Consider the following 422-nt stretch of genomic DNA (forward strand, 5'->3'; position numbering starts at 1 on the left):
GCAGCCACTGCGGTGACATCGGCGGCAACCGCCGGGCTTGGCGCTGCCGCTGGTGGTGGAGGTGGGGCGAGTCCTGCCGCTGCTGTCCTCAAGGGCGTGGCTGCCGTCGCCCCGGCTGTAGCCCCGGCAGGCGCCGCCAACCAGGGTGGCATTGCCGGCAGCTTCGGCTCGGTGCTCGCCTCGGCGGCGCTCGGCGCCGTGACGGGCAAGTTCGACGGCGCGCTATCGGCCGCAACCTCCGTGGCCCCCTCGACCTTGCTCAGCCAGGGCGGTGCCCCCATGGCGGCCGCCGGCACATCCGCACTCGGCTCTCTTGGCGGTCTGATCGGCCCCGGCATGTACAACATGCTCGCCGGCCTCACCCACAACACCAGCGTCGGAGCGATCCAGACCGAGCAAGTCGGTACGGCGAAGGTCTCTGC

Annotated in this window: 1 pseudogene; it reads left to right on the forward strand. The window is 72.0% G+C overall.

The window, feature by feature from the left end:
- Nucleotides 1–422, forward strand: a pseudogene (locus tag J8I29_RS29690) (hypothetical protein); the annotation flags it as partial.

The organism is Labrys sp. LIt4 (assembly GCF_017813775.1).
GTDB classification, from domain to species: Bacteria; Pseudomonadota; Alphaproteobacteria; order Rhizobiales; family Labraceae; genus Labrys; species Labrys okinawensis_A.